The sequence below is a fragment of the Microtetraspora glauca genome (assembly GCF_040656155.1).
Lineage (GTDB): Bacteria > Actinomycetota > Actinomycetes > Streptosporangiales > Streptosporangiaceae > Microtetraspora > Microtetraspora glauca.
In genome coordinates this window covers 360,527-383,107 of the sequence record NZ_JBFALK010000001.1, presented here as the reverse complement: position 1 = coordinate 383,107, position 22,581 = coordinate 360,527, and the positions used below count along the sequence as shown (strand labels likewise).

The window sequence follows — 22,581 nt, the reverse complement described above, 5'->3', positions numbered from 1 at the left end:
GGTGCTGACTGGGGCAGTTGACTGGCCCGATACCATGCGCACACCCCGTACAAACAGGTAGATGGGAGCATGGCCGTGCCGTACCGCCTGACAGTGCTCGGGACCGGATACCTGGGAGCCACCCATGCGGCGTGCATGGCCGAGCTGGGCTTCGAGGTGCTCGGCCTCGACGTCGATCCCGGCAAGATCGAGCGCCTCCAGCGCGGCGAACTGCCCATCCACGAACCCGGCCTTGAGGAGCTGCTCCAGCGCAACCTCGCCGCCGGCCGGCTCAGGTTCACGACCTCCTACCAGGAGGCGGCCGAGTTCGGTGACGTCCACTTCGTCTGCGTCGGCACGCCGCAGAAGAAGGGCGAGTACGCCGCGGACGTGTCCTACCTCGACGCCGTCGTGGAGTCCCTCGCCCCTTTTCTCGACCGCGAGTGCCTGGTCGTGGGCAAGTCCACCGTCCCCGTCGGCACCGCCGAGCGGCTCGCCGAGAAGCTGGTACGGCTCTCGCCCGCCGGGTCGCAGGTCGAGCTGGCGTGGAACCCCGAGTTCCTGCGTGAGGGCTTCGCCGTGCAGGACACCCTCAAGCCCGACCGGATCGTGATGGGCGTGGCCTCCGAGCGCGCCGAGAAGGTGCTGCGGGACGTCTACACGCCGCTCGGCGACATCCCGGTGGTCGTGACCGACTACCCGACGGCCGAGCTGGTCAAGTCGGCGGCGAACGCCTTCCTCGCCACCAAGATCTCTTTCATCAACGCGATGGCCGAGGTGTGCGAGGCGTCCCACGCGGACGTCAAGCAGCTCTCCCTGGCCCTGTCGTTCGACGAGCGGATCGGCGGGAAGTTCCTCAACCCCGGCCTCGGCTTCGGCGGCGGGTGCCTGCCGAAGGACATCCGGGCGTTCATGGCGCGCGCGGGGGAGCTCGGCGCCGACCAGGCGCTGACCTTCCTGCGCGAGGTCGACGCCATCAACATGCGCAGGCGGGCCCGCATGGTGGACCTCGCGCGCGGCCTCGTCGGCGGCTCGTTCCACGGCTGCACGGTGGGCGTTCTCGGCGCGGCGTTCAAGCCCAACTCCGACGACATCCGGGACTCCCCCGCTCTGGACGTGGCGGTGACGATCAGCCAGGCGGGCGGGCGGGTGACGGTGTACGACCCTGTCGCGCTCGAAAACGCGCGCCGGGCGCACCCCGGGCTCGGCTACGCGGAGAGCGCCACCGGCGCGGTCAGCGGCGCCGACGTCGTGCTGCTGCTGACCGAATGGCGGGAGTTCGTGGTGCTCGACCCCGAGGAGCTCGGTACGGCGGTGCGTACCCGGAACATCGTGGACGGCCGCAACGCGCTCGACGCCGAGACCTGGCGGGCGGCCGGATGGAACTACCGCGCACTCGGCCGCCCGTAGCCCACTTCGCGCCGCCCCGACCGGCCGGTACCGCCGATGGCCGGTACCGCCGCGATCGGGGCGGTCGTGCGTCTGCTGGCCACCGCCATCGAGGAGGGCCGGGACCTGTCCTCGATGAGCGGCGTCCTGGCCGGCACCGCCTACCGTCTGCTGCTGCCCTGACGGCGGGGCCGGCCGGCGGCTAGCTCAGATGCCGGGTGAAGAACCGGGCCGCGGCGTCCCCCGCGAACTCCGGGACGCCGGTGTGCCCGCCCATATTGGCGTGCAGCGTCTTCTCCTTGGAGCCGAAGGCGTCGAACAGGTCCAGGGCCGACTGCCGGTCGTTCCCTTCGTCGTCCCACTGCAGCAGGACGTGCAGCGGAATGGTGACCTGCCGGGCCTCCTCGAACAGGGTGCGGGGCACGAAACTCCCGGCGAACAGAACGGCGGCCGAGATGCGCGGCTCGACCACCGCCAGCCGGACGCCGATGGCGATCACTCCCCCCGAGTACCCGACCGGGCCACCGATCTCGGGCAGCGAAAGGAGGGCGTCCAGGGTGGTCTGCCATTCCGGGACCGCCTTTTCGACCAGCGGGAGGACGAGCCGGTCGACGATCTCCTCGTCGACCGGCTCGCCGGCCTCCAGCGCCCGGCGGAGGTCGGCGCGGGCCTGCTCGGCGACGGCGAAACGGGGCCGGTCACCGCCCCCGGGGAGCTCGATGGTGGCTGCGGCGAAGCCGTCCGCCCCGGAGCGCCGGGCCCGGGCCGCCAGTCGGGGGCGCATCTTGTGCAGTCCGCCGGGGTGGCCGACCAGGATCAGCGGGGCCGGTGCGGATGCGGACGCGGACGCGGGCGTCCACAGGATGCCGGGGATCTCGCCGAGGGTGAATTCGCGTTCGAGGACGCCGTCATCGAGGCGCTGTTCGGAGGTGAATCGCATGGTCGTGCCTTTCGGGAGTGCTCTTGAACGGCACTCCCGGACGACCTATCGCCCGACCGTGACCCCGGAGGGGAGCACCCATGTCGATACTGCGTTCACGGGTACCACCTCCTCGTTCTCTGGCACGGCCTCCGGAAAGGTAGCAGTGGTCGCCGTGGTCCGCCAACGGGTTTTTGCCGAGGCTCCGTGGCCGGACGCCACGGAGCCACTCGCCTAAAGGCAGGCTCCGGGGCCCGCCGCGAAGGCGGTCACGCATGGCCAGCAAGATCCATGGATTCACAGCCGCTCGCTTGACAAGTGCGGAGAAGGCGCCCCGGCGTCCCTCCGGCACACCACTCCATGCGCCGCGCCGGCCGAGGGCTGGGCTCGGCCGGCGCGGTCGGCGCCTCAGGAGAGGGAGCCCAGCTCTCTCGCCTCGGCGCGGAGCCGCTCCCCCTTGGCGTACGCCTGGGCCTTGAGGTTGGCCTGGAACTCCTCCATCCGCTCCCGCAGGGCGGGATCGGCGGCGGCGAGGATGCGTACGGCCAGCAGCCCGGCGTTGCGCGCGCCGCCGACGGCCACGGTGGCGACCGGAACCCCGGCCGGCATCTGGACGATCGACAGCAGCGAGTCCATGCCGTCGAGGTACTTCAGCGGCACCGGGACGCCGATCACCGGCAGCGGTGTGACCGACGCGAGCATCCCCGGCAGGTGCGCCGCGCCGCCGGCTCCCGCGATGATCACCTGCAGGCCGCGGGAGGCCGCATGGGTGCCGTACTCGATCATCTCGGCGGGCATCCGGTGCGCGGAGACGACGTCGGCCTCGAACGGCACGCCGAACTCCTGGAGCGCCTCGGCGGCCTGCCGCATGACCGGCCAGTCCGAGTCGCTTCCCATCACGATCCCGACGGGGGCCCCCATCTCAGACATCGATCGGTCCCCTCAGACAGTCGGCGGCGTGCCAGGCGCGGGCGCGTACCTCGTCGAGGTCGGTGCCGAGCGCGGTGACGTGCCCGATCTTCCGGCCGGGCCGTACGTCCTTGCCGTAAAAATGGATCTTGATGCCGGGGTCGTTCGCCATGACGTGCTCGTACCGGGCGAAGACGTCGGGATCGGGCCCGCCCAGCAGGTTGACCATGACGACGACGGGCGCGGTGGGCGACGGCGAGCCGAGCGGCAGGTCGAGGACGGCCCGCAGGTGCTGCTCGAACTGGGAGGTCCTGGCGCCCTCGATGGTCCAGTGACCGCTGTTGTGCGGGCGCATCGCCAGCTCGTTGACGACCAGTCCGGACGTGGTGGCGAACATCTCGACGGCGAGCAGGCCGGTCACGCCGAGCTGCTGCGCGATGCGGAGGGCGACGCGCTGCGCCGCGGCGGCGTCCTCCGCGGCCAGGCCGGGGGCCGGGGCGATCACCTCGACGCAGATGCCGTCCTTCTGCACGGTTTCGACGACGGGATAGCTGACGCCCTGCCCGTGCGGCGACCTGGCGACCAGCACGGCCAGCTCCCGCTCGAACGGTACGAACGCCTCCGCGAGCAGCGGCACACCGGAGTCGACGACCTCGCGCGCCTCGTCCGCCGACGCGCAGACCCAGACGCCCCGGCCGTCGTAGCCGCCCCGCACGGCCTTCAACACGACCGGCCAGCCGTGCTCCTCGCCGAACGCCTCGACATCGGAGAGCTCGGATACGCGCGCCCAGGCCGGGCAGGGGGCGCCGATCTCCGTCAGCCGCTCCCGCATGACCGCCTTGTCCTGCGCGTGGACCAGCGCCTCCGCCCCCGGATGTACGGAGAGGCCGTCGTCGACGAGGGCCCGGATGTGCGCGGTCGGCACGTGCTCGTGGTCGAAGGTGACCGCGTCGCAACCTTTGGCGAAGTCGCTCAGGTCTCCCAGGTCACGGTAGTCACCGATGCGGGTGTCGACGATCACGCGGGCGGCGCTCTCGTCCCGGGAGTTCGCGAGGACCCGCAGCTCGACGCCGAGCGCGATCGCCGCCTGCTGCATCATCCTGGCGAGCTGTCCCGCTCCCACGACGCCGACAACCGGGCCGACGACCGGGCCGGGGGTTTGGGGCACGTTTGGGCTGTTCACGACATGCCAGCCTACCGATCCCGCCGGACCGGGATTCCCCTGCCATGCCCTCCGCCCGGGACGTAGGCCGCGTTCCGCCGCGGAGCGAGGTCAGGATGTGGTGATGTCCGCGAGAACCCGGCGCAGCCCGACCGTGGACAGCCCGCCGCTCGCCGACACCCGGGTGGCCAGGAAGAGCAGCTCGCCGCCGGTGACGCTGCCGGTGGGCCCCTGCCCGGTGAACGCGCGTACGGCGGCCGCGCCGTACCGGGGATGGGCGAGGGACGAGCGCCCCGCGCCGGGCTTCTGGGTGAGGACGAGCCGCAGCGTGTGGAAGACCAGCGCGCCTCCGTCGGGCAGCGGCAACGCGTACGCGGGCCCTTCCAACCGGACGTCGGCGGACAGCCGGTCCCGCCGGGCTGGCGCGGGCCTCGCCGCCAACTCGCGCAGCAGGTCACGCATGGGATCACCGGACGGGAGCCGGACCCCGCTCACCCCCGCCGGGTCGGTGAGGAACGCGAGCAGCCGGGTGGGCACCAGACTGGCCCGGACCTGCGTGTCCCGGTCGGCTCCCGCGGCGACCGGCCCCTCCTCCAGCTCGGGGACCTCGCCGACGACCGGGATGGGGCCGGCGCCGAGCCGCCAGCGCCCGTCGGACCGTACGAACACGAAGTAGGCGGGCCGCGGCGCCCGGGCGAGGGCCGCGAACCAGGGCCGCTCCCCGGGATCCTCCGGCAGGTAGAACTCGACGTCCGTGTAGGCGTCCGCGGCGGGGACCGGCTGGCCCTTCCTGGCGGCCTGGCAGGCCCGGCCGGACAGCACGCTCTCCGTCCACGCCGTCAGGAACTCGATCTTCGCGCAGTCCTGGTGCTTCCAGGCGTCCCTGAGGTCGGAGAGCCCCGCGAAGGCGGCGGTGGCGTCCTCGCGCGTGGCCGCCGCCGGTCGTGAGACGGTTTCGCCGGGCCGCTCGCCGGCCGTGGCCGGGCTCCGGTCGCCGCATCCCGCCAGCAGTACGGATCCGAGGGCGACGACGGACACGACGGCGGGTGGTCGCATCAAGGGTCGGCGCGGCACGGCGGAGCCACCTTTCCAGTCACGCTTCCGGTCACGCTTTCCGGTCACGCTTTCCAGTCACGCGCCAGTACGCGCTCACGATCCCCGAACCAGTCGGGAGAGTAGTGGGTCTCACTCGCCTTAACCCGAGATAGCCGGATATTTCATGAAACTTTCTTCCGTTTCTGGGAAGACCGGCCCTCCTTCCCAGGTAGTGGAGAGGGACCGGGAGGACTGTGACCATCGGAACCCCCGGGACCGGTAGCCTGGGGAGAACGCAGTGCAGGCCGGGAAGGATCGAGCGAGTCGTGCAGCTTCTCCGAGGCGTCTACGAGCGGTTCGCCGCCATCCTCCATGAACTGATCAAGTTCGGGCTGATCGGCGCGCTCGCGTTCGTCATCGACTTCGGCGGGACCAACCTGCTCCGCTTCGTGATCGAGCTGGGGCCGCTGACCTCCAAGACCATCGCGACCGTCGTGGCGGCCACCTTCGCCTACTTCGGCAACCGCTTCTGGACGTTCCGGCATCGCGAGCAGAGCGGCGTCGCCCGCGAGTACATCCTGTTCTTCCTGCTCAACGCCGTCGGCCTGGCGATCTCGCTGGCCGTGATCGGCTTCGTGACCTACGTTCTGGGGCGGCACGACGCCCTGAGCTTCGTCATTGCGCAGATCATCGGGCTGGTGCTGGGCACGCTGTTCCGCTTCTGGTCCTACAAGAAGTGGGTGTTCCTCGCCGTGCCCGACACCCCCGCCTCGGTGGTGGATACTCAGGCCGGGCCGCTCACCACGCGGTAACGCCCGTCGTCCTCGACGTGCCGCAGGAAGATCGCGAAGATCGCCGGCCGTCGTTTGATCAGCTCCAGCCGCCCGCCGTCCGCGGCGACGATCGACCGGGCGAGCGTCAGCCCGAGCCCGGTGCCTCCCGCTCCGCTCACGTTGCGTTCGAAGACCCTGGTGCCGAGCTCCTCGGGGATGCCCGGTCCCTGGTCCGCCACCTCGATGACGACCGATTTCTCCGTGCTCGTCGTGGTAATGGTGAGCGTGCCGCCGCCGTGCTGGAGAGAGTTCTCCAGGAGGGTCGAGATGGCCTGGCTCAGCCCGCCCGTGGTGGCGAGCGCCCGCAGGCCGCGGCTGCCCACCAGCTTGAGCGAGCGCTGCGCCCGCCGGAAGGAGGGCTCCCACTCGGTGACCTGCTGGTCCAGGATCTGATCCACGTCGATCGGCTCGGCCTGGGAGTGCCGCTGCCGCCGCGCGGCGGCGAGCAGCTCGTCGATCACCGCGGTCAGCCGCTCGACCTGCACGATCGCGGCCTCGCCCTCCTCGCGGACGATCGCGGGCTCGCCCGCCGCGGCGACGATCTCCTCCAGCCGCATGTTCAGGCCGGTGAGCGGTGTGCGCAGCTGATGCGACGCGTCCGTCGCGAACTCGCGTTCCCTGCCGAGCAGCTCCGCGATGCGTACGGCACTGCGGTCCAGCACCTCGGCGACCCGGTTCAACTCGGGGATGCCGTATCTGTGCCGGCTGGGCCGGGCGTCCCCTGAGCCGAGCCGCTCCGCGATCCTGGCGAGATCCTGGAGCGGCAGCGTCAGGCGTAACGAGGTCACGATGGCGAGCCCGACCGCCACGCCGAGCGCCGCGAGGACGAGCGCGACGATGAGCACCAGTCGCGCCCGGACGCCCTGCTGGACCTGCGCGGCGTCCCGGCTGATCCGGACGTAGCCGTTCTCCGACCGCGCTTCCGCGGTCAGTTGCCGGTGCGCCGGAGGTGCCGTGCCCGCCGCGATCGGCGCGGTCCCCTGCACGAACACCTGGATGTACCGGTCGGGATAGTTCTTCTCCAGCTGCTTGGGGTCGATGGATTGCTCCTGGCTTATGGAGTACTCGACCCCGATAAGCAGCCGGGTGGCCTCGGAATGCAGCTCCTGCGAGGCCTCGTCGTGGATCAGGCGGACGACGACCACGCCCAGGGGGACCCCGAGCAGCAGTACCGCGATGACCGCGACGAGCAGCATCGAGGAGAGCAGGCGCCGACGCACGTGCTAGTCCTTTCGCCCATACGGGCCTACTCGCGCTCGAATCGGAAGCCCACTCCCCTGACGGTCGTGATGTAACGCGGCTTGGCGGCGTCGTCCCCGAGCTTCCTGCGAAGCCAGGAGATGTGCATGTCCAGGGTCTTGGTGGAACCCCACCAGTTGGTGTCCCACACCTCCCGCATGATCTGCTCGCGGGTCACCACCTTGCCCGCGTCGCGCACGAGCACGCGCAGCAGGTCGAACTCCTTTGTGGTCAGGTGAAGCTCCTTGTCCCCCATCCAGGCGCGGCGGGAGTCGGCGTCGATCCTGACGCCCTGGACCACCGGGGTCTCGGAGGTGCCGCGCCGCAGCAGCGCCCGTACACGGGCGAGCAGCTCGGCGAGGCGGAACGGTTTGGTCACATAGTCGTCGGCCCCGGCGTCGAGGCCCACGACGGTGTCGACTTCGTCGACGCGTGCGGTGAGAATCAGCACCGGTGTGCCGTGCCCTTCGGCGCGGATCCGGCGCGCGACCTCGAGGCCGTCCATCTCGGGCAGGCCAAGGTCGAGAACTATGAGGTCGACACCTCCCGACAGAGCCCTCTCCAGGGCCTGCGGGCCATCAGGGCTCACCTCTACCTGATAGCCCTCCCGGCGCAATGCGCGCGCGAGCGGCTCGGAAATCGAGGTGTCATCCTCGGCGAGAAGTACGCAGGTCATGAAGCGATCGTAGGACCTTAAGGGGTTGTTTCCCGGCCACAGCGCGCGGTTTGACTTGTCGTTGACCCATCAATTGACCTGGGCAAACACTGATAAATGGCCAATAGTCCGCACGCAAGGGTTCCAGCTTTTCGCCGTACCGCTCCACCGCCTGTACCCCGAACGGCGAATGGCGACACGCGGCGGCCACTCCTTCATCGCATGGGAAAGGGAGGCAAAAAAGAACGCCCGCCGAAAACGGCGGGCGTCAAATGTCCGGAAATTTCAGGAGGACGACGGAGGTTCGGCGTACCTCTGCAGATACAGCTTCTCCCCAAGGCTCTCGAAGAGCCCGAGCTCGGTCTCCAGGTAGTCGATGTGCTTCTCCTCGTCCTCGAGGATGTCCTCGAAGATGTTGGCCGAGGTGATGTCGCCACGCTCACGCATGAACGCGATGCCCGACTTCAGACGCTTCACCACGCCGTACTCCAGCGCCAGGTCCGCCTGCAACTGCTCCTTGACGGTCTGCCCGATGTGCAGCGTGTTCAGCTTCTGGTAGTTGGGCAGCCCCTCCAGGAAGAGGATCCGGTCGGTGAGCCGCTCGGCGTGCTTCATCTCGTCGAAGGACTCGTGCCGGGTGTACTCGGCGAGCTTGGTGTATCCCCAGTTCTCCTGCATCTTGGCGTGCAGGAAGTACTGGTTGATCGCGGTGAGCTCGGAGGTGAGCTGCTCATTGAGCAGCGCGATGATTTCTTTGTCGCCCTGCATCAGGGGCCTCTCGATCTATGCGCTGGTGACGAGGTCGTCTGATCTCTTCAGCATGGCACAGATCTTCCGCACGCAGAGAGCGCAGTCCCCTCCGGCGCCCGTCATGTCGCGCACCTGGCGAGCACTCTTGGCGCCGTCCGCGATGCAGTCGTGCACTTCGCTCTCGGTCACCGCACGACAGATGCAGACATACATGGCGGCCTCTCGGAGGGGATTAAGGTAAGGCACACCTAAGATAACCCACCAAGGTAAGGCTTGCCTAGGTGAGGCGCCCCACATCCGCCCGTGCGGGGCGCCTCGGCGCGTCGCGGCGACGCGCGGCGGCCACAGGACGCTCTAGCCGATGTTCGGCGCCTCGGCTCCGATCGTGGTCGACTCACCGTGACCGGTGTTCACGACGGTCTCCTCCGGCAGCGTCAGCAGCTTCTTCCTGATCGACTCGACGATGGTGTCGTGCGACGAGAACGACCGGCCGGTGGCACCCGGGCCGCCCTGGAAGAGCGTGTCCCCAGTGAAGACCACCCCCAGCTCGGGGGCGTACAGGCAGACCGCGCCGGGCGCGTGACCGGGCGTGTGCAGCACCCGCAGCTCCGGACCGCCGGTCTCGATGACCTGGCCGTCCTCAAGCGGCTGGTACGGCACCGCCGAGCCGTACTCCATCTCCCAGAGGACCTGGTCGGCGGGGTGGAGCAGGATCGGCGCCCCGGTGCGCTCGGAGAGCTCGGCCGCGGCGTTGATGTGGTCGTTGTGCGCGTGGGTGCAGACGATCGCCCGCAGCCGGCGCGACCCGACGGCCTCGGCGATGGCGGCGGCGTCATGGGCCGCGTCGATCACCACCACCTCGTCGTCGGAGCCGACCAGCCAGACGTTGTTGTCGACCTCCCACGTCCCGCCGTCCAGGGAGAACGTGCCCGATGTGATCAGGCGGGAGACAGTGCTCATCGATGGATCTCTTCTCGCGTAGCGGATTTCGCAGATTTCCCTGATTTCGCAGGGCTCGCAGGACTCGCCGGGTTCGCCCGCTCGGTCACCGGCTCCGTCAGAGGAGCACGACCGAGCGCAGCACCTCTCCGCGGTGCATCTTGGCGAACGCCTCCTCGACCTGGTCCAGCCCGATCGTCTCAGAGACGAACCCGTCCAGGTTGAGTCGCCCCTGCAGGTAGAGATCGATCAGCATGGGGAAGTCCCGGCTCGGCAGGCAGTCGCCGTACCAGGAGGACTTGAGCGAGCCGCCACGGCCGAACACGTCGAGCAGCGGCAGGTCGAGCCGCATCTCGGGGGTCGGCACGCCGACCAGGACGACGGTCCCGGCGAGGTCGCGGGCGTAGAACGCCTGCTCGTAGGTCTCGGGCCGGCCGACCGCGTCGATCACGACGTCCGCGCCGTGGCCGCCGGTCAGCTCGCGGATCGCCTCGACGGCGTCGGTCTCGCGGGAGTTGACCGTGTGCGTGGCCCCGAAGTCGCGAGCCCAGGCGAGCTTGCGGTCGTCCACGTCCACCGCGATGATCTTGCCCGCTCCGGCGAGGCCCGCTCCGAGGACGGCCGCGTTCCCCACACCGCCGCAGCCGATGACGGCCACGGAGTCACCGCGGGTCACACCGCCCGTGTTGATCGCGGCCCCCAGCCCGGCCATCACGCCGCACCCGAGCAGGCCGGCCACCGCCGGCTTGGCCTCGGGGTTCACCTTGGTGCACTGCCCGGCGGCGACCAGTGTCTTCTCCGCGAACGCGCCGATGCCGAGCGCCGGGCTCAGGACCGTTCCATCGGCGAGGGTCATCTTCTGCGCGGCGTTGTGCGTGTTGAAGCAGTACCACGGACGTCCGCGCAGGCAGGCCCGGCACTGGCCGCACACGGCACGCCAGTTGAGGATGACGTAGTCACCGGGGGCGACGTCGGTCACGCCGGGGCCGACCGCCTCGACCACACCGGCCGCCTCGTGTCCCAGCAGGAACGGGAAGTCGTCGTTGATCCCGCCCTCGCGGTAGTGCAGGTCGGTGTGGCAGACGCCGCAGGCCTGGACGTTCACCACGGCCTCTCCCGGACCGGGATCGGGGACGTGGACGGTCTCCAGCGTCACCGGCTCGCCCTTGCCCCTTGCGATCACACCCTGGACCTCGTACGGCATATTCGCCCCTCATCTCAGATAAACGGGAAGGTTAGAGTTTTTCATGACAGCCGGGCGCGTCAAGCGCCCGTCCCCGTGGCGGAAGAGCTACGGCGAACGACGTACGGCTGGACGAGCCCCAGGCCACGAGCCGGTCGGCGGCGGATCCGCATCACCTCGACCCCCGCCGCGCCCTCCAGCCCCTGGGCCATCTCGCTGTCGGCGAGGATCGCCCCCGGCCGCGCGATGGCGGTCAACCGGGCCGCGAGGTTGACCGTGGTGCCGAACACGTCGCCCATCACCGGAAGCACCGGGCCGTAGGAGAGGCCGATCCGTACATCGGGCCCCTCCGCGCCCCGCCCGATCGACCGCTTGAGCTCGTCGACCAGGTCGAGCGCGATCCGCGCCGCAGTCGCCGGGACCGGCGCGGTGAACAGCACCTCGTCGCCGAGGGTCTTGACGAGCCGCCCGCCGTGCGACGCGATGACGTCGGAGGTGCGCGCCTCGAACCCCTCCACCAGATCGGCCAGGGCGAACTCGTCCAGCTGCCGGGAGAACGCCGTGAACGACACCAGGTCGGCGAACCCCACGGCCAGCGACATGCGCGACGCCGCCGGCCGCTCGTCCGCGAGTTCGGCGAGGGCGAGCAGGCGGCTCGCGGTGGCGGCGAGCTGCGCCCGCCACACGTGGACCAGCGTCTGCTCGAAGTCCGGCAGGAACTCGGCCGCGATGGTCATCGATCGGGCGAGGTCCTCGTCGCTCGGCCGCGTCTGCGGGTCGAGGACCGCGCCGATCATGATCTCCGCCTGCCACTCGGCGAGCCGCGACGTCGTACGGCCGAGCGCCCGCGCCATCCGGACGATCGCCCGCTCGTCCAGAAGGCCGGTCTCCAGCATGGCCTTGATCCGGCGCAGCGCGTCGACGTCGCCGTCGTTGAACGCCACCGCGTCGTCGGCGAGCGTGGCGAAGCCCAGCGCGCGCCAGATCCGGCCGGTGACGTCCTGCGGGAGGCCCGCCGCGGCGGCCACCTCGCGACGGGTGTAGCGGGGCGGCGAGCCGAGGAACAGTCGCCGGATGTCCTCAGCGGTGGGACGCCGTGTGGCCACCTTCCCCTCCTGCCGGCCTACTTGCCGTCGATGTTCCCGTCGGAGGCATCCTCCACCAGGCGGAACAGCTCCTGGCGGACCAGCTGGATCTTCGGGATGTCCAGATAGTCGATCTCGCCCTTCTCCGAGGCCGACTCGACCCGGAGCGTCCCGCATCCGAGGATCCGCTCGATGAACTTCTGGTCCGAGCTGACACTGTTGACCTTCGCCAACGGGATGTCGTCGTCCGACTTGTTCAGGATGCCGGTGCTGATGGCGAAACGGTGCGACGTCAAGGTGTACGACGTGGTCTTCCACCGCAGGTAGGGGATAAACGTCCACAATGTCAGGGCGACGACGGCGACCACGGCCACCGCGATCCTGGCGTACCCGGAATAGGTGTAGTCGTTGGGAATGAAGTAGATCGCGGCGCTGGAGGCGGCCACGACGAGGACGAACGCGAGGAAGGGAATGATGAGCCGCTTCCAGTGAGGGTGAAACGAGTGCACGATGCGCTCGCCCTCAGTCAAATGGTGTTCAGGGAGACCCATGCGGCAAATCGTGGCACGTTCGCACCCCGCCGCGCGACGGTCACCGCCAAGGTGTCACACGGCCGGCCGTACGTGGACCACGTCACCCGCGCTCAGCGTGTGCTCCTCGCGACCCGAGCGCACGAGCAGGCAGCCGGACGCGTCCACGCCGGTGGCGACCCCGGTCAGCGTCCGGTCTCCCGGCAGCTCCACCCTGACCTCCTGCCCGACCGTCGCGCACGAGGCGAGGTACGCGGCGCGCAGGCCGCAGGCGTCCGGATCACCGCCAGCGGAGACCCACTCGCGGTAGTGCGTCTCGATCTCCCGGAGCACAGCGCGGAGCAGCGGGTCGCGGTCGACGCACGCGGCCTTCTCCACGACCAGCGAAGTCGCCCGCTCGACGGGCAGCTCGTCCGGCCGCAAGGAGACGTTGAGCCCCATGCCCACGACGATGCCGCCCTCCACCCGCTCCGCGAGGATCCCGGCCAGCTTGCGCTCGCCGACGAGCATGTCGTTGGGCCACTTCAGCCGGACGTCCACCTCCGCCACGCGCCGTACCGCCGACGCGGCGGCGACACCGACCAGCAGCGGCAGCCAGCCCAGCCGGGCCGGGCGAGCCGCCGCGGCTCCGGGCCGGAACAACATCGAGACGGCCAGCCCCGAACGCGGCGGGGCCGACCACACGCGGCCGAGCCGTCCCCTGCCCGCGACCTGGGACTCGGCGACGAGGACAGCGCCCTCGGGAGCGCCGCCGCAGGCCTCCTCGGCGAGGTCGGCGTTCGTGGACCCCGTCTCCTCGACCACCGTGATCTCGGACCAGAGCGATCCGGGACGGATCAGGGCCTTTCGCAGCGCCTTCTCGGACAGCGGCGGCCGATCGAGGTCGGTGAAGGGCGAGTCCGGCATCTCTTCAGGCTATCGGTCTCGCCTCTCCCGCCGCCGCGGGGTCCCCGGAGGCCGGCCGGGCGTACCCTGAACACGCACCCGGGCATTGGAACGCGAGCCCTTCCGCACGATCGCGGTTTCCGCCCGTCCCCTCCGACCAGTGAAAATGAGATCGTGACCTTGCAATCGGGCGACAGCCGTACGACCCGCCCCGGGCCGGTCACCAGGACCCGGGTCCGCCACGTGTCCGGCTCCGGCGTACGGGACCGGCGGGACGACCTCGCCACCGAGGAGCCACTGGAGATCCGGCTGACCGCCGGAGGCGAGAGCCGCACCATCGCGATCACGATGCGGACGCCGGGCGCGGACTTCGAGCTGGCCGCCGGGTTCCTGCACGGCGAGGGCGTCGTCCAGACCGGGGACATCGCGGCCATCGGCTACTGCACCGACGAGGACATCGAACCGGAGGCCCGCTACAACACCGTGACCGTCCGGCTGGCCGCCCAGACCCTGCCGGACATATCTCAGCTTGAGCGGCATTTCATGACGTCGAGCGCCTGCGGGGTCTGCGGTACGGCGAGCCTCGACGCGCTCCGCGGCCGTTGCGCGCCTCTCGCCGCCTCCCCGGACCTCACCGTCTCCGCCGAGGTCCTGTACGGCCTGCCGTCCCGGCTCAGGAAGGCGCAGGGCGTGTTCGGGCGCACCGGCGGGCTGCACGCGGCGGGCCTGTTCACACCCGACGGCACCCTGGTCGCGGCCCGTGAGGACGTGGGACGGCACAACGCCGTGGACAAGCTGGTCGGCTGGGCGCTGCTGGACCGCCGGCTGCCGCTGGGCGAGCACGTCCTGCTGGTCAGCGGGCGCTCGAGCTACGAGATCATGCAGAAGGCCCTGACCGCGGGCGTCCAGGTCGTCTGCGCGGTCTCCGCGCCCTCGTCGCTCGCCGTCGACCTGGCCCGCGAGTTCGGCATGACCCTCGTCGGCTTCCTGCGCGACGAGCGGTTCAACGTCTACTCCGGCGCCGACCGGATCACCACCTAGCCCGTACGGCCGGGGCGGTGATCCGGGGCGAGGGCTCCGGGCTGACGGTCAGCCGGTGTTCTGCAGGCCGGCCGCCACGCCGTTCACGGAGAGCAGCAGCAGCGTGGAGAGGCGGTCCCGCTCCCCCTCGGACAGGTCGCCGTCCGCGCGCAGCGCCGCCAGCGCGCGGAGCTGGAGGTGGCTGAGCGCGTCCACGTAGGGGTCGCGCAGCTGCACCGCCCGGGACAGGACCCGGCGGTTCTCCAGCAGCCGGGAATGCCCGGTGATCTCAAGGACGAGCTTCCTGGTGAGGTCGTACTCCGTGAGCACCTGCTCGACGAAGTCCTCCCTGCCGCCCAGCGCGAGGTAGCGCGAGGCGATCGCCCGGTCGGTCTTTGCCAGCGACATCTCCACGTTGTCCAGCAGCGAGGCGAACAGCGGCCACTCCCGGTAGGCCGATCGCAGCTCGGCCAGTCCGCCGCCGGAGACGACCGCGGCCAGCCCGCTGCCCAGGCCGTACCAGCCGGGGAGGTTGACCCGGGTCTGGGCCCAGGCGAACACCCACGGGATGGCCCGCAGGTCGTCCAGGGACCGGGGCGCGCCGAGCCCGCGGCGGGCCGGACGCGACCCGAGCCGCAGCGAGCCGATCTCCTCAAGAGGGCTGACCAGTGCGAACCACTCGGGGAAGCCCGGCGCCTCGGTCAGCGCGCGATAGGCACTCTCCGACGCCGACGCCACCTGCTCGGCCAGCGTGCGGAACTTCGCCGCCGCGGCGGCCGTACGCGACTCGACCATGGGCGTGGAGGCGAGCAGGACGGCGTTGGTGACCTGCTCGATGTGGCGGCGGGCGATGGCGGAGTGCCCATAGCGGGCGAAGATGACCTCGCCCTGCTCGGTGACCTTGAACCGGCCCGCGACCGAACCCGGAGCCTGGGCGAGCACCGCCCGGTTGGCCGGGCCGCCGCCCCGGCCGAGGGCGCCGCCCCGGCCGTGGAAGAGCGTGAGGCGGACGTCGTTGGCCTCGGCCCACGCGGTCAGCGCGGCCTGCGCGTCGTACAGGCGCAGCGTCGCGGCGGCCGGGCCGAGTTCCTTGGCCGAGTCGGAGTATCCGAGCATGACCTCCAGCCTGCGGCCGTTGTCGGCGAGCCTCCGGCGTACCGGTTCGAGCTCGACCATGCCCGTGAGCACGTCGGACGAGTTGTCCAGGTCCTCACCCGACTCGAACAGCGGCACGACGTCCAGGACCGGGGCCCGGTCGCCGAGCGCGTGCCTGGCCAGCTCGTAGACGGCCGCGATGTCGTCGGCCGACCGGGTGAACGACACGACGTAGCGGGAGCAGGCGGTCACGCCGAACCGCTCCTGGATCCAGGCGATCGTCCGGATCGTGGCGAGGACCTCCTCGCCGCGCTCGGAGAGCGTGCCCGAGGCGATCTCCTCCAGGGTCGCCGCGTGGACCTGCGAGTGCTGGCGCACCTCCAGCTCGGCCAGGTGGAACCCGAAGGTCTCCACCTGCCAGATCAGGTGCTGCAGCTCGCCGTACGCCTGCCGTACGGCGCCGGCCCCGCGCAGGGACTCCTGTACGAGCCGCAGGTCGTCGAGCAGTTCGGCCGGCGAGCGGTAGGCCAGGTCCAGGTCACGGCGCCGCGTGGCCGCGATGCGCGTGGCGACGTAGAGCAGCCACTGGCGGTGCGGCTCCTGCGGTGAGCGGGTGGCCATCTCCGACACCATGTCCGGGAAGTCGCCGGTGGCGCGGGCGAGAGCGGCCCGCAGTTCGGCCGACGGCGGCGTGTCCATGGCGCCCGCGGTCATCGTGCGGCCGATCCGGGTGGTGGCGTTCTCCAGCGCGGTGAGCACGTGCTCGGACTGGATCAGGACGGCCTCGCGGGTCACCTTGGACGTCACGTTCGGGTTGCCGTCGCGGTCGCCGCCGATCCAGCTTCCGTACCGGATGTACGCCTTGGCCAGTGGCTGGCGCGTACCGGTGCCCGGTTCGAGCGCCGCGTCCAGCGAACGGTAGATCAGCGGCACGGTGCGGAAGAGCGTCTCGTCGAAGGCCGCCATGGCGGTGCGGACCTCGTCGAGCGGGTCCAGCTTCGTCGAGCGGAGCTGCGCGGTCCGCCAGAGCAGGTCGATCTCCTCCAGCAGCCGCCGGTGGGCCTCCTCGCGCTCGCCCGCTCCCCTGCCGGGGGCGTTGTACGCGTCGAGCTGGCCGCTGATCCGCTGGATCGCGGTGACGACGGCCCGCCGCCGCGCCTCGGTCGGGTGGGCGGTGAGCACGGGACGGTATTCCAGCCCGCCGACCAGGTCGGCGGGCCGCTCGTCACCGCGCAGTTCCTGCACGGCCTCCGCGAGCGACTCCCTGAGGGGGACGTCGTCCCGGTCCCGCTGCCGGAGGATGCGGATGCGGTAGTGCTCCTCGGCGAGGTTGGCCAGGTGGAAGTAACAGGTGAACGCCCGCGCGATCTGCACCGCGCGGTCGATGGGCCACTCGGCGACGAGGGCGGCGACCTTGTCGGCCGTCGTGTCGCCGCGCCGCGCGCCGATCACCGCTTTGCGCAGGCGTTCGACGTCGGCGAGGAGGTCGGGACCGCCGTGTTCGGCGATCACCTGACCCAGGAGTCCACCCAGGAGACGGACGTCCGCACGGAGCTCATCAGGCATCTCCGTGACGGCACTGTGTCGTTCAGCAGGAGCGATGGCGGCCATGTTTCGAAGACTAGCGACTTGGGTCACAGCGTCGGATATCGGTCTCACCAATTGGACTAGACCACTTGTCTGGACCGCTCATCGGACCTTTCACCAGGCCTTATGCGGCCCCACTTGTCAGGTCGGGCGGGACACCGCCGCGAGGATGTCCGGGAGGCGGTTGTTGCCGATCATGCCGCCGAGCCTGCGGCCGCCCCACGCGGCCAGGAACCCGTACGGCACGGCCAGCGCGCTCGCCCACGTGAGGCCGAACAGGACCGGCAGGAACACCGGAAGCGCGATCACGCTGGTGCCCAGCATCGCCCCGAACGAGCCGAGGAACGCCTCGCCGCCCTGTCCCGGGGCCGCCCCGCTGAAGGCGTTGAGCCGGTCGGGGAAGGTGTAGGGGAGGATCACGCTGGTCACCGCGCCCACACCGAGGCCGACCCCGAGGACGCCCCACGCGCTGAGCACGGCGGGCACGGCCCAGACCGGCTCGCCCGCGACGACGGACGAGACGACGGAGAGCACCAGCAGCAGCGGCACCGCGATGATGGCGACCGCCAGGTGCCGGCCGGCGAGGTCGGTGCGCACGTCACGCTCCGTCGCGAACGCGACCGCGTTCATCCAGAGGGAACGGCCGTCGATGCCGTAGGCGTTGGCCGCCTGCATCCCGATCATCATCGCGGCCAGGCACGCCGGGCCGATCACGAACGCGGGTCCGCTCCAGCCGTCCGGCCCGCGGAGCGAGAGCATGAGGACGCCGGTCACCGCGACCGATGTGAACCAGACGACCCGGCCGCGTGGCTCCCGCCGCGCGTACTTGAGCTCCTTGGCGACGACCGCGCCGAGCATCCCCCGCGGCAGGAGTCCGCCGAGGCGCGAACGGCGTACCGAGCCGCCGCTCTGGCTGGAGGAGTCGGGCGTGACGAGGGCCCTGCGCAGCGCGACGATCCACAGCCAGGCGAGCATGGCGACCGTCAGCGCGACGATCACGAGCTCGCCGAGACCGGCGATCCCGCCGTCGACGATCGCGTGGGCCGCCATCCCGGGCGGTGCCCAGCGCAGCACCGAGGCGGCGGCGTCCACCATCTCCGCGGGGTCGCCGGAGAAGCCCTGGTTGGCGAGCAGCCCGGGGAGCTGGAACAGGAGGATGACGAGCACGGCGCCCACGGCGAGCGCGTCCCGCCCGCGGCGGCTGCGCAGCGAGGCGGACAGCGCGGTGGTGACGGCGCGGGAGGCGACCAGGCACAGGGAGAACTGCAGCACGACGGCGATGACGCCGATCAGCACGCCGCCCGGCCCGGAGGCGAGGCCGGCGACCGCGCCCGCGAGCACGATCAGCGAGGCGAGCGGCCACGGACCGGCCGCGGACGCGGCGAACAGGCCGGTCGCCATCTGCCGGGTGGTGAGCGGGAACAGCGCCAGCCGCGACGGGTCGAGCGTCTCGTCCAGGCCGAAGGCCAGCAACGGGACGAAGATCCACGCGATGGTGAACACCGTGAACGCCACGATCCCGATGTCCGCCGCGATGCCGGGGTCAGCCAGCCGCAGCAGGGCGAAAAGGGTGAACCCCACGATGGCGCAGGCGAGGGCGGCCAGGCTCGTGAAGACGAAGCCGAGCTGCTTGATCGTGTCGCCGTGCAGGTTGCCCCGGATCAGCCGCAGCTTCAGACGGACGAAGAGCCCAACCACGACAGCCCCTCCTCCCCTCCGCCGCGCACGCCGACCAGGTCGAGGAACGCCTCGTTGAGAGTACGGCCGCGCCGGATGGAGTCGATGGGGCCCTGGGCCACGATGTTGCCCCGGCTCATCACGGAGACCCAGTCGCAGAGCCGCTCGACGAGGTCCATGACGTGGCTGGAGAAGACGACAGTGGAGCCGGATGCGGTGTATCGCTGGAGGACCTCGACCAGTGTGTTGGCCGAGACCGGGTCGACGCCCTCGAACGGCTCGTCGAGGAAGAGCACGTCGGGGTTGTGCAGCAGCGCGGCGGCCAGGCCGATCTTCTTGCGCATGCCGGTGGAGTAGTCGACGACCAGCTTGTCCTGTGCCTCGACCAGATCCATGACCCGGAGCAGCTCGTCGGCCCGGCGCTCGACCTCGTCTCGCGGGATGCCCCTGAGCTGGCCGTTGTACAGCAGGAGCTCCCGGCCGGAGAGTCGCTCGAACAGGCGCAGCCCCTCGGGGAGCACGCCGATGCGCGACTTGACCTTCACCGGATCGCTCCACACGCCGTGGCCGTTGATCTCGATCACGCCGGCGTCCGGCCGCAGCAGGCCGGTGACCATGCTGAGAGTGGTGGTCTTACCCGCGCCGTTGGGCCCGACCAGCCCGGCGAAGCTGCCCCTCGGCACGATGAGGTCGACGCCGGCGACGGCGATCTGCTGACCGAATCTCTTGAACAACCCTTGGGTGCGCACCGCCTCGGGCTTTCCCTCAACCATGCCGTCAACTCTGCCAGACGGCCCAGAGTCGCGGGCCTCCCCCGGCGCCTGGTTACCCTGCAGAACATGACCGCGGAACGGGTACCCGAGATCGATATCCACACGACCGCAGGCAAGATCGCCGACCTGGAGCGTCGCCGGCACGAGGCCGCCCACGCCGGTTCGGCCAGGGCGGTCGAGAGACAACACGCCAAGGGCAAGATGACCGCCAGGGAGCGGGTGCGCGCCCTGCTCGACGAGGACTCGTTCGTCGAGTTCGACACCATGGCCAGGCACCGGTCGACGAGCTTCGGCCTCGACCGCGAGCGGCCGTACGGCGACGGCGTGGTCACCGGCCACGGAACCGTCGACGGCCGCCCCGTGGCGGTGTTCGCGCAGGACTTCACGGTGTTCGGCGGCTCCCTGGGCGAGGTCTTCGGCGAGAAGATCGTCAAGGTCATGGACCACGCGCTCAAGACCGGCTGTCCGGTGGTCGGCATCAACGACTCGGGCGGCGCGCGGATCCAGGAGGGCGTCGTCTCCCTCGGCCTGTACGCCGAGATCTTCAAGCGCAACGTGCACGCGTCGGGTGTGATCCCGCAGATCTCCCTGATCATGGGCCCGTGCGCGGGTGGCGCGGTCTACTCCCCCGCCCTGACGGACTTCGTCCTGATGGTGCGAGAGAAGTCGCACATGTTCATCACCGGCCCGGACGTCATCAGGACCGTGACCGGCGAGGAGGTGACGTTCGAGGAACTCGGCGGCGCGCACGCGCACGGGTCGAAGTCCGGTGTCGCCCACTACGAGGCCGCGGACGAGGAGGACTGCCTGGATTTCGCCCGGGCGCTGCTGTCCTACCTGCCGTCCAACAACATGGACGACGCCCCGGTCCACGACGCCGCCGCTCCGATGGAGGTCACCCCCGAGGACGTCGAACTCGACACCGTCATCCCCGACTCGGCGAACCAGCCGTACGACATGCGCTCGGTGGTCGAGCACATCCTGGACGACGGCGAGTTCCTGGAGGTCCACGCGGGCTTCGCGCCGAACATCGTGGTGGGTTTCGGACGGGCCGAAGGGCGTTCGGTCGGCGTGGTCGCGAACCAGCCGATGAGTTTCGCCGGAACGCTGGACATCGCGGCATCCGAGAAAGCCGCACGTTTTGTCCGGACTTGTGATGCCTTCAATATTCCAGTCCTGACATTTGTTGATGTTCCGGGATTCCTGCCAGGTACCGACCAGGAATGGAACGGAATCATCAGGCGCGGGGCGAAACTCCTCTACGCGTACGCGGAGGCCACGGTGCCGCTGGTCACGGTCATCACCCGCAAGGCGTACGGCGGGGCGTACGACGTCATGGGATCCAAGCATCTCGGCGCGGACGTCAACCTCGCCTGGCCCACGGCACAGATCGCGGTGATGGGCGCCCAGGGGGCGGTCAACATCCTCTACCGGCGCGAACTGGCCGCCGCCGAGGACGCCGAGGCGGCGCGCGCCACGTTCGTCAGCGAGTACGAGGACATGCTGGCCAACCCCTATCTGGCGGCGGAACGCGGCTACGTGGACGCGGTGATCAGGCCGTCCGAAACCCGGATCCAGATCATCAGAGCGCTGCGCGCCCTCCGCAACAAGCGGGCGACGCTGCCGCCCAAGAAGCACGGGAACATCCCCCTGTGACGGCGCCGCAGAAGCCCCGCGTCGAGATCGTCCGCGGCGACCCGACCCCGGAGGAGGTCGCCGCGCTGGTGGCCGTCCTCCTCGCCGCGCGCGCCCACGAGTCCGTCTCCGGAGGAGGCGTTCCCGGGCCTTCCGCCGAACCCGTACGTAAGAAATGGGCAAACCCCGCACATGGGATGCGGAGGGGACTCGCGCACGGTCCTGGGGCATGGCGTTCGCCCATGCTTCGGCATTAGATCAGCGGAACAGGGTGTCAACAGGCTCAAGAGTTGGGAGTATCTAGAAAAGGGGGAGATATAGTCAGCCGATCATCTAGTGACGAGTCCTGGAGGACGACATGGCCATCCCGGACCTCACCGCACACAGCATGGCTGCCAAGTACGCGGTCCTCGTGGACGTCGGCTACCTTTACGCCGCGGCCGGCGAAGTCCTGCTGGGGGCGAAGGAACGCAAGGAGTACCGCGTCGCCGCGGACGAGCTCATCCAGTCGCTGCAGAAGCACGCGATGGAACGCATTCCCGGCGAGTTGCTCCGCGTTTATTGGTACGACGCCGCACGCGACCGGGTTCCGACGGTCGACCAGCGCGTGATCGCCCAGCTTCCCTGGGTGAAGGTACGGCTTGGCAACCTGAACGCTCGCGGCCAGCAGAAAGGCGTGGACGCCCAGATCCGCAGCGACCTGGAAGCCCTCGCCCGGCATCACGCCGTCAGCGACACCGTGCTGATCGCGGGTGACGAGGACATGGTTCCCGCTGTGGAGGCCGCGCAGGCGTACGGCGTTCGTGTGCATCTTTGGGGGGTGGAGCCGCCGTTCGGCACCAACCAGGCGGAGCGGCTGGTGTGGGAGTCGGACACTGTCGAGATTCTGAGCGCCGATTTCCTGCGTCCCTATTTCAACCGAGCGCCCGTCCCGGTTCCCGTCACGCCCGCGCCGTCCCCGGCGCAGGTCTTCGCCGGCCGCACCGTCAAGCCGGTGCCGCCGAAGGCACCCGTCGGGCAGATCACCAAGCTGGGCCCCGGACGGCCGCACGTCGAGGAGGTCGGCGAACATGTCGCGCAGAAGTGGATACTGACCCGCGGCCGCGACAACATCAGGGATCTACTTCCCGGGCCCATCCTGCCGACCGTCATCGACACCGAACTGCTGATCGAGGCGGAGAAGGAGCTGGGCCACTCGCTGCGCCCCTATCCGGAGGCGAGGGTGTGGCTGCGCGACGGCTTCTGGGCCAGGGTTTACCGCGAGTTCGACCTCGGGGTCGGCATCTCCAGCAAGTGAGGGCC

General features: G+C 70.3%; 23 protein-coding genes. 7 read left to right on the top strand and 16 right to left on the bottom strand.

Translation table 11 applies throughout. The features are described 5' to 3' along the window. The first annotated feature begins 75 nt into the window (after window positions 1-75). Together AB0I59_RS01840 and AB0I59_RS01835 are read left to right on the top strand one after the other, a co-directional pair. Window positions 76-1,389, top strand: a complete 1,314-nt coding sequence (locus tag AB0I59_RS01840; RefSeq protein WP_358129038.1) for a UDP-glucose dehydrogenase family protein — start codon at window positions 76-78, stop codon at window positions 1,387-1,389. A gap of 36 nt (window positions 1,390-1,425) precedes the next feature. Next, a complete protein-coding gene (locus tag AB0I59_RS01835; protein WP_358129035.1) occupies window positions 1,426-1,551 on the top strand; it encodes a hypothetical protein in 126 nt (41 codons plus the stop codon). Window positions 1,552-1,570: 19 nt separating this feature from the next. On the opposite strand, the gene AB0I59_RS01830 is transcribed toward AB0I59_RS01835, so the two are convergent. From AB0I59_RS01830 to AB0I59_RS01815, 4 genes are all read right to left on the bottom strand, one after another. Then, on the bottom strand, window positions 1,571-2,308 hold the full coding sequence (locus AB0I59_RS01830; RefSeq protein ID WP_358129032.1) for a dienelactone hydrolase family protein: 738 nt from the start codon (window positions 2,306-2,308) through the stop codon (window positions 1,571-1,573). A gap of 387 nt (window positions 2,309-2,695) precedes the next feature. Beyond that, the gene (gene purE, locus AB0I59_RS01825; RefSeq protein WP_358129511.1) at window positions 2,696-3,208 is read right to left on the bottom strand and encodes a 5-(carboxyamino)imidazole ribonucleotide mutase; all 513 of its coding nucleotides are present in this window, start codon (window positions 3,206-3,208) and stop codon (window positions 2,696-2,698) included. Window position 3,209: 1 nt separating this feature from the next. Continuing rightward, the gene (locus tag AB0I59_RS01820) at window positions 3,210-4,379 is read right to left on the bottom strand and encodes a 5-(carboxyamino)imidazole ribonucleotide synthase (protein WP_082776556.1); all 1,170 of its coding nucleotides are present in this window, start codon (window positions 4,377-4,379) and stop codon (window positions 3,210-3,212) included. Between the two features lie 90 nt (window positions 4,380-4,469). Next, window positions 4,470-5,432: a DUF8094 domain-containing protein gene (locus tag AB0I59_RS01815; protein WP_358129029.1), complete on the bottom strand. Its 963-nt coding sequence runs from the start codon at window positions 5,430-5,432 to the stop codon at window positions 4,470-4,472. 287 nt (window positions 5,433-5,719) lie between these two features. On the opposite strand from AB0I59_RS01815, the gene AB0I59_RS01810 reads away from it, so the two are divergent. Continuing rightward, window positions 5,720-6,205 (top strand): GtrA family protein, encoded by a 486-nt coding sequence (locus tag AB0I59_RS01810; protein WP_358129026.1) that lies wholly within the window; start codon window positions 5,720-5,722, stop codon window positions 6,203-6,205. Here AB0I59_RS01810 and AB0I59_RS01805 read toward each other — a convergent pair. The 9 genes from AB0I59_RS01805 to AB0I59_RS01765 form a co-directional block, all read right to left on the bottom strand. After that, entirely contained in the window at window positions 6,178-7,446 is a 1,269-nt protein-coding gene (locus AB0I59_RS01805) for a sensor histidine kinase (RefSeq protein ID WP_061253399.1), read from the bottom strand. The genes AB0I59_RS01810 and AB0I59_RS01805 overlap by 28 nt on opposite strands. A 26-nt stretch (window positions 7,447-7,472) precedes the next feature. Further along, on the bottom strand, window positions 7,473-8,141 hold the full coding sequence (locus AB0I59_RS01800) for a response regulator transcription factor (RefSeq protein WP_030451323.1): 669 nt from the start codon (window positions 8,139-8,141) through the stop codon (window positions 7,473-7,475). A gap of 264 nt (window positions 8,142-8,405) precedes the next feature. Beyond that, entirely contained in the window at window positions 8,406-8,888 is a 483-nt protein-coding gene (gene bfr, locus AB0I59_RS01795) for a bacterioferritin (RefSeq protein ID WP_061253398.1), read from the bottom strand. Between the two features lie 15 nt (window positions 8,889-8,903). Continuing rightward, window positions 8,904-9,083 carry a (2Fe-2S)-binding protein gene (locus AB0I59_RS01790; RefSeq protein WP_061253397.1) on the bottom strand — a complete coding sequence of 60 codons (180 nt, stop codon included), beginning with the start codon at window positions 9,081-9,083 and terminating at the stop codon, window positions 8,904-8,906. Between the two features lie 141 nt (window positions 9,084-9,224). Further along, complete coding sequence (locus AB0I59_RS01785) at window positions 9,225-9,830, bottom strand: MBL fold metallo-hydrolase (RefSeq protein WP_061253396.1); 606 nt, start codon at window positions 9,828-9,830, stop codon at window positions 9,225-9,227. Window positions 9,831-9,927: 97 nt separating this feature from the next. After that, window positions 9,928-11,013 (bottom strand): S-(hydroxymethyl)mycothiol dehydrogenase, encoded by a 1,086-nt coding sequence (locus AB0I59_RS01780; protein WP_061253395.1) that lies wholly within the window; start codon window positions 11,011-11,013, stop codon window positions 9,928-9,930. Window positions 11,014-11,072: 59 nt separating this feature from the next. After that, complete coding sequence (locus tag AB0I59_RS01775; RefSeq protein ID WP_358129019.1) at window positions 11,073-12,098, bottom strand: adenylate/guanylate cyclase domain-containing protein; 1,026 nt, start codon at window positions 12,096-12,098, stop codon at window positions 11,073-11,075. 17 nt (window positions 12,099-12,115) lie between these two features. Continuing rightward, window positions 12,116-12,628 (bottom strand): PH domain-containing protein, encoded by a 513-nt coding sequence (locus AB0I59_RS01770; RefSeq protein ID WP_061253393.1) that lies wholly within the window; start codon window positions 12,626-12,628, stop codon window positions 12,116-12,118. A gap of 54 nt (window positions 12,629-12,682) precedes the next feature. Next, window positions 12,683-13,513, bottom strand: a complete 831-nt coding sequence (locus AB0I59_RS01765) for a biotin--[acetyl-CoA-carboxylase] ligase (RefSeq protein ID WP_061253392.1) — start codon at window positions 13,511-13,513, stop codon at window positions 12,683-12,685. A gap of 153 nt (window positions 13,514-13,666) precedes the next feature. On the opposite strand from AB0I59_RS01765, the gene fdhD reads away from it, so the two are divergent. Next, window positions 13,667-14,533, top strand: coding sequence for a formate dehydrogenase accessory sulfurtransferase FdhD (gene fdhD / locus AB0I59_RS01760; RefSeq protein ID WP_358129015.1), 867 nt, complete (start codon window positions 13,667-13,669; stop codon window positions 14,531-14,533). Window positions 14,534-14,581: 48 nt separating this feature from the next. Here fdhD and AB0I59_RS01755 read toward each other — a convergent pair whose 3' ends face one another. The 3 genes from AB0I59_RS01755 to AB0I59_RS01745 form a co-directional block, all read right to left on the bottom strand. Continuing rightward, entirely contained in the window at window positions 14,582-17,218 is a 2,637-nt protein-coding gene (locus AB0I59_RS01755; RefSeq protein WP_061253391.1) for a phosphoenolpyruvate carboxylase, read from the bottom strand. 117 nt (window positions 17,219-17,335) lie between these two features. Next, a complete protein-coding gene (locus AB0I59_RS01750) occupies window positions 17,336-18,892 on the bottom strand; it encodes a hypothetical protein (protein WP_358129012.1) in 1,557 nt (518 codons plus the stop codon). Next, window positions 18,868-19,644: an ABC transporter ATP-binding protein gene (locus tag AB0I59_RS01745; RefSeq protein WP_061253389.1), complete on the bottom strand. Its 777-nt coding sequence runs from the start codon at window positions 19,642-19,644 to the stop codon at window positions 18,868-18,870. Before AB0I59_RS01745 ends, AB0I59_RS01750 begins: the two co-directional genes overlap by 25 nt. A gap of 66 nt (window positions 19,645-19,710) precedes the next feature. Between AB0I59_RS01745 and AB0I59_RS01740 the strand changes: the two genes are divergently transcribed. From AB0I59_RS01740 to AB0I59_RS01730, 3 genes are all read left to right on the top strand, one after another. Beyond that, on the top strand, window positions 19,711-21,300 hold the full coding sequence (locus tag AB0I59_RS01740) for an acyl-CoA carboxylase subunit beta (RefSeq protein WP_061253388.1): 1,590 nt from the start codon (window positions 19,711-19,713) through the stop codon (window positions 21,298-21,300). Then, entirely contained in the window at window positions 21,297-21,536 is a 240-nt protein-coding gene (locus AB0I59_RS01735) for an acyl-CoA carboxylase epsilon subunit (protein WP_358129009.1), read from the top strand. Before AB0I59_RS01740 ends, AB0I59_RS01735 begins: the two co-directional genes overlap by 4 nt. A gap of 101 nt (window positions 21,537-21,637) precedes the next feature. Then, entirely contained in the window at window positions 21,638-22,576 is a 939-nt protein-coding gene (locus AB0I59_RS01730; RefSeq protein ID WP_061253387.1) for an NYN domain-containing protein, read from the top strand. Window positions 22,577-22,581 lie beyond the last annotated feature (5 nt).